The following is a 9,448-nucleotide window of genomic DNA, read 5'->3' as shown; positions in this document are numbered from 1 at the left end:
GAGCGCGCTGGGCGCTAACCCGGGGCGCAGCCTCTGGACCGCCAAGAGGAAATGCCGGTTGCATCGTCACGGCCTAAGCTAGATCGGCATTCTGGGATGACAATGAATTTCCGAGGGGGGCGTGAGGGGTTGTGATTAAATACGGGTGAGGCGCGACCCCGTATGGAGTTGCGGCGGTTGGCGGGTCCCGGGGAATGGATGTGGGTTGGTTGGCTAAATTCTATGCCGCTAGGACAATTCCTCCGCCTTTCCGCCTGAAGGCGGAACTCCATACAAGAGAACGATCGTACTATGCGACCTTGGAACAGCAACAGCCTCACCCGGATTTAATCACACCCGGCGTGAGGGGGATCCCAGCTCCGCTGGGGGGACCAAAGCGGCAGAGGGCTGCCGCACTCCATAATGGATTCGACCCTCAACGCCCAGCGGGGTGTGCCGGGTCTACCAGCCGTGCTGCTGCGCCATTCGCCGCAGGCCGCTCCCCTGATCGGGGTACCGCTGCTCAAACTCGCTGACCAGTTGCCGAGCCTCGTTGACACGTCCGTTCCGCACGAGGCTGTCCGCCAGCCCAGCGACCGATTCAGGATTGCCCGGCCAGAGTTGGGAAGCGAGGCGATACGCCTCCTCGGCTTCCGCAGTGAAATTGTGCGCAGCCAATAGGTTGGCCGCGGACACGGTGTCATGGGAGTAGGACTTCAGGGCGTATTCGGAATGGATCGCCTCGGGATCGGAAAAGGCCTGTTCAGCGCGGTTGCGCCAGTAATCCAGGGACTGAGCCGCTTGTTCCGGGGTAAAGCCATTCTGATCAGCCTGGGCCCCCAATTCCATCAGCGGACCGAGAGGCCGGGCGCCAGGGTAGGTGCTCCGCAGAGGAGAAGACTCCTGCAAGGCGAAGTCCAGATCAGGGTTTTTGGCCATCAGCGCCTGGAGCAGATTCTCGTTGATGGACATGACGGCTATCTGCCCGCCGACCTGCACCTTGCCATCGACCATCGTTACCTCCTCCCCGGCGCGGAGCTGCTTAGGTTCGTCGGGGAACTGGAGGTCGTGTTCCAGCCTGCGTCGGGCGTCGGTGACATACTCGCTGAATGCCCGCTGTGAATCGGCTTCGGTGAGCGTGGCGAACCGATCGCCATAGAGGGTGCTCATGTATTCCACATAACGACCATCCGCCAGGGCGTTCTGAGTGACGATGATGTGTGGGTCGCGTCCGCTCGTTTCGTTCAGCAGGGTGGGGATCCAGCGTCCATAATCCGTGCCACCGACGTACACCATGCCGGGCCTCAAGGAGTCCAGTATCGCGTTACCATAGTCGAGTAGCTTTTGCGCCGGCCATTCGTGGACCTGCTCGGCAACCCCGTAGGCATCGAGCACCGCGCTCCACACCGGGTCAAGCTTTGGTGAATCGTCATCGGTAGAGTCGTTGTACTGGCGGGACGTTTTCGCCAACATTTTCCACTGCCTGTCAATCTCCTCCCATTTTCCTGACTCCAAGGCGTTGAAGAAGTGTTCGACATCATCTGGGACTGCGACGCCCTTTCGCCGAGCCATCTCCCGGGCTAGTTCCCGGCGCGACCGAGTGAACTGCTGGAGTTTACCGGCGACGATTTCCTCTGCTGTCGGCGCCGGATCGAAGCTGGTAGGGTCGGGAAGTCTCCGGCTTCCTTCCGGTCCGGCGGAGAGGGCGGCCGGCGCATTGCTTAGCGTGTCCTCGGAGGTCGGCTCGGGCACCTGGTCATGGTGGCGCGGAACCCGAAGCGATCCGAGGATAAGCGACAGAACGCACCCAAGGGCCAGCAGCCAGCCGAACCGAGCTGAGAAGCCGGTTTCAGGTTTGGTATGGGGGTCGTTGGCATTGATTGTCTTCATGATTGGGCACGGGCCATCTCAGTTACCAGACACCGGGACCTCGGGGATTTGTATGGTCGAATCGTCACTGGAGAATCGGCCCGATGGGAATCCAGGGAACACTGTGGGGCACAATTTCTTTTGCATTTTCCGGGTCCAGGTTCGCACTCTTGGCTGTTCAGGTTAGTTGTTATTTGCGAATGCGTGCTCTTGCTCCAACGATGGGGATCCTGGCGGCGGCGGTCAGCGCCCTCATGGGATGGATTGTCGTCCTGACCCCCGTCGGCCTCTCCCTCATGCATTGGAGCTATGACCTCCTCCAACCGTTTCTGCCCGGTCACGACTATACCGATCCGGTGGTCATCCACATGGATCAGCAAGCCTTGCAGGACTATCATCTGCAGCCCGGAGAACCCTGGCCGCGAGTGCTGCATGCCCGTCTGCTGGATCGCTTGAGCCGTGACCAAGCGCGCGTGGTGGTCTTCGACGTGACCTTCACACAGGCGGGTGATCCGGGTTCGGACGAGACGTTGGCCCGCGCGATGCGAAGGAATGGGCGGGTGGTCTTGGCCGGAGATCGGGTTCCGATTCGAGGCGTGGCGCTCAGCTACACTCTCATCCCACCTCTTCCGCTCTTCGAGACCAACGCGGCCGCCTGGGGAACGGCGAAAATTCAGCTCGATGCGGACCGCGTAGCCCGACGCTACGATGCCGGCAACGACCAGGAACCCGGCCTGGACTGGGCGGCGGCTACGGTGGCCGGCGCTCCGATCACCCAGAATCCTGCTCGGCGCCTGAAGGAGGCGCGCTGGCTCAACTATTACGGCTCCGCCCGCCCCTTTGAGACGACCTCGATGTCCTATTCCAACGCCGAGAGCAAGGAGCCCGGCTTTTTTTCTGGCAAGGCGGTGTTCATTGGAGGAAAGCCCGAGACTCTGCTGCGGGGAGAGGTTACGGATCTGTTTGGCACGCCGTTCACTCGCTGGAACAGCAGTTTCATTCCCGGCGTGGAGATCGCCGCCATCGCCTACTCCAACCTGATGAACAACGAATCCTTGCGACGCCTAGGGTTGCTCCCCGAGCTGGCGGTGATTCTGTTCAGCGGATGTCTGCTCGGATTCGGGTTGCAGCACGTCCGCCGCCCTCATCTGTGGTGGGTCACCATTTTGACACTTCTCGCCATCGGGATCGCTTCCGTCGGCTTCGTATTGGCAGCGCGCGTTTGGTTTCCCTGGACCGTGGTCGGCCTTGTTCAGCTGCCCTGCGTCTTGTTCTTTCGTGTCCTTCGGATGGAACCGTCACCGCGTCACGGAAGTGACCCTGGGTCAGTCGTTCAGGAGAAGACCCGTTTGGACCCGGTGCCCGCGGGGAGTGCTCCCGCTCAAGCTCTGGTGATCCCGGACCATACCTTGATTCGCTGTATTGGGGAGGGTGCCTACGGCCAGGTGTGGATCGCCCGCAACGCAGTGGGCATCTACCACGCGGTAAAGGTGGTGTATCGCAACCGGTTTGGGACGGATGTTCCCTACGAGCGGGCGTTCCGTGGGATTCAAAAATTCATGCCCATCTCCCGCTCTCACGACGGCTTTGTGAACTTGCTGCATGTGGGCAGGAACGATGCGATCGGATTGTTCTTCTACATCATGGAGGTGGGGGACGACCAACGAATGGATCAACAGATCGACCCGGCGGCTTACTCGCCTAGAACCCTTGCCAGCGAGCTGAAGCGATGCGAGATGCTCCCGACGCGGGACTGCCTGGAGTTCATGCTGGCTTTGACGGCGGCGGTGGATCGGCTGCATCAGCATCAGCTGGTTCATCGGGACATCAAGCCGGCCAACCTCATTTTCGTTCATCGGCGTCCCAAGCTCGCGGATATCGATCTGGTGACGGATCTCTCGGAGCATGGAGATGTGAGTCGCATCGGAACGGAAGGCTACATGGCTCCAGAAGGGCCGGGAACCGCGGCGGCGGATGTGTTTGCCCTTGGGCGGGTGCTTTATGTGGCGCTAACGGGCAAGCAGCCGGAGCAGATCCCCGAGCTGCCGACCCGGGCCATGACTCAGCCTGACTCCAGCCTGATGCTCGAGCTGAATCGCATCGCCTGCAAGGCTTGCGAGGTGGAGGTATCGCGTCGCTACCCTTCGGCTGCCGCGATGCAGGCGGATCTGATGGAGATCTCGCAGCGCCTGAAGCCTGGTCCCGGGGGGTGAGCGGTTACGTGCGGAGCAGGCCGAGATTCCACTCGAGCCCGTGAATGTCCAGGGTTGAAACGTGTTGGTTTGAGCGTAAGGTCCCCTTTCAACGGACAAACAAACGACGCATTTTCTCATGTCGGCCGATCAATCTAGCGAAGGCGACCAGAAGGCAGCCTGGTTTCCCGCGACGCGGTGGACGGATATTGTCGCGGCGGGTAGGGACAGCTCGCCAGCTGCTGCCGAGGCACTCAACCGCTTGTGCAGCACTTATTGGTATCCGATTTACGCCTACATCCGGCGCAAGGGTCACTCCGATGCCGACGCCAAGGACATCGCGCAAGGCTTCTTTTCCCACATCCTCGAAAGGAATCTGGTGGGCACGGCGGATCGCACCAAGGGGAAGTTCCGCTCCTTTTTACTCGGCTCCCTGAATTACTTCATGGCCAATTTGAGAGATTTTGACCAAGCGAAGAAAAGAGGCGGAGGGTCGGTCATTGTGTCCTTGGATGAGAAGACTGCGGAGGAACGGTATGCGCTTGAACCGATCGATGAGCTTTCCCCCGAGAAGCTGTTCGAGCGACGTTGGGCCCTCGATCTCCATGATCAGGCTGTGTTTCGGCTTCGGGAAGAATACGCGCGGCAAGGCAAGGGGCCGCTTTTCGATCAGTTGCAGCCTTTTTTGACGGATCAGACTGACTCGGGAGACTATGCGGGCGTTGCGCGGACGCTTCAGATGACGCTGGGAGCCGTCACCACCGCGGCGAATCGGGTCCGCGGCCGCTATGGCGAATTGATTACAGCGGAAGTCGCTCGCACTGTGGCTAGCCCGGAGGAAGTTCCGAGCGAGCGCCGCTACATTTTTGAGCTGCTTTGCCGGGCCAACGCGGCCGGCTCCCGACCTCAGTAGTCTTCTGATTCACGAGGGATCTGCCGGCACGGGAAAAATTTTTCGAAAAAGCTGTAAGGGGGAGGAATTGATTTCCGGACTGTTGGTTGAGCGGACGACCGTATGGGGTGCCGCCCGCAACAAAAACACCGGAAAACGCTCAGAACGCATGAATATCATTCCTCCGAACCCTTGGCGCGTGCGCCGCCCTCGGGTCTCTCCCTTGGCCTGGTGGCTAGTTCCTATCACCGTGGCAGTATGGCAACTCAATGTGGGCTTGGCTTCCGCTCAGGTTTGGGCGAGGCCTACCAGCTCCAATCCGATCGCCATCTCCCGCAATGACCGCCTGATCTGGGTGGTCAACCCTGGCAACGACAGCGTCAGTGTCATTCGCCCTGATACGAACACACGGCTGGCAAGAATTCCCGTCGGGGACGACCCTGAGAGCATCGCGCTTACCCCGGACAACCGATACGCCTTTGTAGCCAATGCCGCGGGAAACTCCGTCAGTGTGATTCAAATCGATGATCCGGCCTGGGGCACTTTTAGCGCAAAAGTGATCTCGACCATCACCACCGGCGCGGAACCGTGGGATGTCGTTTGTTCCCCCGACGGTCTTCGCGTTTTTGTGGCCAATAGCGGCCAGGACACGGTGACGGTGATTGATGTGGCGACACGGACAGTGCTCGGCCACATTGATTTGAGGAACAGCCTGGCGAACGATCCCGATCGTTCTCGCCACTTCCAGCCGCGTGGCTTGGCTGTTTCTCAAGACAACAAAAAGCTCTTCGTCGCTCGCTTCCTGTCCTTCACCAAGCCTGGTGGTCGACAAGGTGACGATTTTGGGAAGGAGGGCTTGGTTGCGGTCATCGATATCGACACCACTTCCTATTATCTGTCGGACTACAAGGTGGCGCGCGCAGTGACCCTGGCGCCTCAGATTACTGGGTTCCGGTTTCCAGGGCAGACCAATCCGCCTGCTGGTGATACCGCAGCATTCCCGAACCAATTGCAGCGGGTTGTGTTGCGGGGCGATCAGGCCTATCTGCCGAACATCGCCGCTTCGCCCTCGGGTCCGCTGCGCTTCAATCTGGATACCCACGCCTTTGTCAGTGTGATCGACGGCATCAACAGTGCCTCGCCGATTGATAGCGGCACGAACAAGTTTCTGAACCTGCACTTGGGTGCGCGGGATCCCGAGGCGGGCAAGCGTCGGATCTTTTTCGCGAATCCTTGGGACATCGCTTTCACCACCCAAAGTGGTGTGGGCAATGCTTATGTGGTCTCCGCGGCGAGCGACGCCTTGGTGAAGTTGGATGTGGCGGCCGATGGCAAACTATCCTTCACAGTGGATGCCAACACCACTCGGTATATCGACCTCAACGACCCGACCAATCCGGCCACCAGCGGTGCCGCCGCCGGGAAAAACCCGCAAGGACTGGCCATCACCAGTGATGGGAAACGCGCCTATGTAGCCAATTTTGTTTCTAGGAATGTGTCGGTGGTGGATTTGACCACCGATTCAGTGGTTGCGGTAGTGCAGACCTCCGACCTGCCGATTCCGGGCTCCGTGGGTGAGACCAATCTGGTGGGTGCCGAAATGTTCTTCTCCTCGCGGGGCAATTTCGACGCCATTCCCGGCACCAATTCACTGCGGGACCGGCTCTCCAGCGAAGGGTGGCAAAGCTGCTCGAGCTGCCATTTCAAAGGCCTAACGGACGGCGTTGTCTGGCAGTTTGGCGCGGGCCCACGTAAGAGCGTTCCGTTGAATGCCACCTTCAACCCGCACAACCGCAGTCAGCAGCGTGTATTGAACTACTCCGCCATTTTTGACGAGGTCGAGGACTTCGAGGCCAACATCCGCAATGTCTCCGGACCCGGACCTTTGCCTGGCGGGGCGTTGAACCCCAATCACGGGCTTCTGATCGGCGACAACGGCGATCTGAACGTGGCCCCGAGCGCTGTGAATTCCTTCGCGCTCGCGAATGCCAATCGGCCCCAGGTAACGGTCACTCTTCCCGGGAGCACCAACAAGGTGCCGGCCCTGACGGCGATGCGCGAATGGGTGCGCAATGCGGTTCGGACGCCCAACTCTCCCCTCCCGGGTTATGGAGCTTACGATGCAACGCTGCCGGAGGTGGCTCAGGGACGACATCTCTTTCTGCAGGCGGGGTGTGCGACCTGCCACGGAGGTCAGAACTGGACAGTGAGTCTCAAAGATTTCACGTCGCCTCCCGCCGGGACGGAGATTCGCACCGAGCGCAATCCAACGAACTTTGTCGGGAATCCGATCGGGGCTCAGTACCTCACCCGGTTCCTCAGGGATGTCGGTTCGTTCAACTTAGGTGTTCCGGGAGAGGAGAACTTCCTGGGCAACAATGTAGGAGCGATCGAAAAAGCCGGTGCCGCCGTGGCGAATGGAGTGTTGCTCCCCGCCCCGGACGCTTTGGGACGGGACTATAACAGCGACGGCCAAGGCATTGGCTTCAATGTGCCCTCCCTGCTGGGCCTGCATAATCTCCAGCCTTATATGCACAACGGCGCGGCGGAGTCGCTGGCGGCGGTGGTCTCGGATGTGAAGCACCGCACCGACAACGGGCGTTTGCCGGACGTCCTGGAGGATCCTGCTTACCAGGCCCTCGTGGTGAAGTTTCTGGAATCGATCGACTTCGGCACGGCGCCCTTTGTGCCGCTTCAGGTTCGCTACGCTGAGAAGCAGTTGTGGGTGGCGTTTGATTCCATCCCTGGAGCCTCCTACTTGGTCGAAGGGCGCGAAACCCTTAAGTCGGTTTGGGAACCGGTGGGCTATCCGATCGTTGCCAACGGACCTCGAACCGAAGTGGCGGTGCCCACCGAGGGTAAGGCCAAGTACCTGCGCCTGACTCAGGAACAATAGATGAACTGGCCTCTCGGTCGAGGCGGAAATTTGGTTTGGGATCAGAGAGTCACGGGCGTTGGCGGAAGCCAACGCCCGTTTTTATCCTAAATTCGGGAATGGATTAACCACGGATTTCACGGATGACACGGATTAAGAAGGCTTTGTGAGATTCTTGAACACGAGTTCGCACTCCCTCTCAGGGTGATGAGGGCCTTCCTTCCAAGGCGTTGCGGATCCGTGTCATCCGAGAAATCCGTGGTTCAGCTTCCCTGTTGTCCGGGTGGACCTGGAGGCTTGCTCGTTCTCCACTTCTCCACCACTTCGGCAATTGTGCCTCGGATCAAGTTGCGAGCATCGAGCCGATCGGTGCCTTGCATCAACAACTCGTCATAGTTTGTGTGGCAGTGGCGAATATGGGCGATGACCGCGAGTTCGATGGCGCGTGCGTCGAGGAAGCGACCGGCTGCCGAACGTCCGACCCGGCCGCTACCGCGCGCGGCGGTATGTTCGGCGATGGATTGGGCTTCGCTGCGGGGGCAACCTGGAAACTGTTGCCGAATCGCCTGAGCCACGGTTTGAGTGAACTCGACGTCCTCGATCTGACGGTGAACCGCTGCCTGTTGGCGGCGCAGCTCACGGTCCGGAGCATCGGCGGTGCATTCATCGGTCGCTCTCAGGATGGCGTCCGAACTGACGAGCAGCCCTTGACGTTCGTAGCGTTTGCGACTGCGGCTGAATTTCACGACCACTGCCGAGAGCGGGCTGTATTTTCGCGCACGACGGGTCATCGCCATGTCGCCGGCCGGAAGAAACACCAGATGGTCCAGATCAGCGCACTCGAGGCACAGCGGCTGCTTCTTTTCCATGAACAGAAAGCTTCCTTTGAACAGCTCAGTGCCGCATTCAGTGCAATTGCCCTCCTCGCTGACTTTCTCGAAGACCACGAGGTCGGGTGGTTTGCTCAGCTTGGCGGCGAGGCGTTCGGTCTTGGCTTTGCTCAACTCCGCGGGGGCGTAGTGTGTTCGGTAGAATGCTTCGCGTTCCGGATCGCCGTCCTCGGTGACATGCAGTTGCTCCAACCCTCGTGGCGTGCGGCGGGTGTATGAAGCCTCGATGGTGCGCATGCCGCGTTCCTTTGCCCACTCGGCGAAGTGTTCCAGAGTTTTCTGGTATTTCTCGGGTCCCACCTGAATCCAGGCTTCCAGAACCTGATAATATTCATTGCCTTGGCGCCAGCCATCAAGGTGGCACTGGTGCACGAAGCCCATCCGTTCAAAAAGCTCCAGCGGGCCTACCGAACCATGCTTCTTGAGGGCCGATTCGGCAGCGGCAGTGACTCGATCCCGAAAGGTGACCGATGATGAAAGCGTGTCACTCATCATGGGATGCGATCCTAGATCAAAGCTCTGTGACCGTCCAGCCGAAGGAATGGGAGCCGAAAGAATGGCAGGCGGTCGGGACGGGTGTAAGACAGATTTAGGGAACAACTCCCAAGGTTGTTGAACCGCGAAGGACGGGTATGTGGTTTGTCAACAAAGACCGAAGGGAAATTGTTCGAAATAACTAATCGAAGTCTGGATCGCCAAGTGTGCCCGTGGAAGAAAGCAAAAGATTGAGAAGGAGAGGACGGACTGGGTC

5 protein-coding genes are annotated in these 9,448 nt (G+C 59.6%); 3 read left to right on the top strand and 2 right to left on the bottom strand.

Annotated elements, in window-relative coordinates:
* Positions 1 to 441: 441 nt before the first annotated feature.
* The gene (locus JNN07_28015) at positions 442 to 1,869 is read right to left on the bottom strand and encodes a tetratricopeptide repeat protein (GenBank protein ID MBL9171609.1); all 1,428 of its coding nucleotides are present in this window, start codon (positions 1,867 to 1,869) and stop codon (positions 442 to 444) included.
* Between the two features lie 179 nt (positions 1,870 to 2,048).
* Between JNN07_28015 and JNN07_28010 the strand changes: the two genes are divergently transcribed.
* From JNN07_28010 to JNN07_28000, 3 genes are all read left to right on the top strand, one after another.
* Entirely contained in the window at positions 2,049 to 4,061 is a 2,013-nt protein-coding gene (locus tag JNN07_28010) for a CHASE2 domain-containing protein (GenBank protein ID MBL9171608.1), read from the top strand.
* Between the two features lie 118 nt (positions 4,062 to 4,179).
* The gene (locus JNN07_28005) at positions 4,180 to 4,953 is read left to right on the top strand and encodes a sigma-70 family RNA polymerase sigma factor (protein ID MBL9171607.1); all 774 of its coding nucleotides are present in this window, start codon (positions 4,180 to 4,182) and stop codon (positions 4,951 to 4,953) included.
* A gap of 148 nt (positions 4,954 to 5,101) precedes the next feature.
* Complete coding sequence (locus JNN07_28000; GenBank protein ID MBL9171606.1) at positions 5,102 to 7,828, top strand: beta-propeller fold lactonase family protein; 2,727 nt, start codon at positions 5,102 to 5,104, stop codon at positions 7,826 to 7,828.
* A 242-nt stretch (positions 7,829 to 8,070) separates the two neighbouring features.
* On the opposite strand, the gene JNN07_27995 is transcribed toward JNN07_28000, so the two are convergent.
* Complete coding sequence (locus JNN07_27995; protein MBL9171605.1) at positions 8,071 to 9,192, bottom strand: DUF2293 domain-containing protein; 1,122 nt, start codon at positions 9,190 to 9,192, stop codon at positions 8,071 to 8,073.
* Between the last annotated feature and the right edge of the window lie 256 nt (positions 9,193 to 9,448).

This window comes from Verrucomicrobiales bacterium (assembly GCA_016793885.1).
Taxonomy (GTDB): Bacteria; Verrucomicrobiota; Verrucomicrobiia; order Limisphaerales; family UBA11320; genus UBA11320.
Note: the sequence above shows the minus strand (reverse complement) of the source record. Positions and strands in the feature narration are given on the sequence as shown.

Bases quoted from the DNA above. Each gene is read 5' to 3' on its own strand.
- JNN07_28015 (MBL9171609.1), bottom strand. From the start codon at position 1,869: ATGAAGACAATCAATGCCAACGACCCCCATACCAAACCTGAAACCGGC.
- JNN07_28000 (MBL9171606.1), top strand. From the start codon at position 5,102: ATGAATATCATTCCTCCGAACCCTTGGCGCGTGCGCCGCCCTCGGGTC.
- JNN07_27995 (MBL9171605.1), bottom strand. From the start codon at position 9,192: ATGATGAGTGACACGCTTTCATCATCGGTCACCTTTCGGGATCGAGTC.
- JNN07_28010 (MBL9171608.1), top strand. From the start codon at position 2,049: ATGCGTGCTCTTGCTCCAACGATGGGGATCCTGGCGGCGGCGGTCAGC.
- JNN07_28005 (MBL9171607.1), top strand. From the start codon at position 4,180: ATGTCGGCCGATCAATCTAGCGAAGGCGACCAGAAGGCAGCCTGGTTT.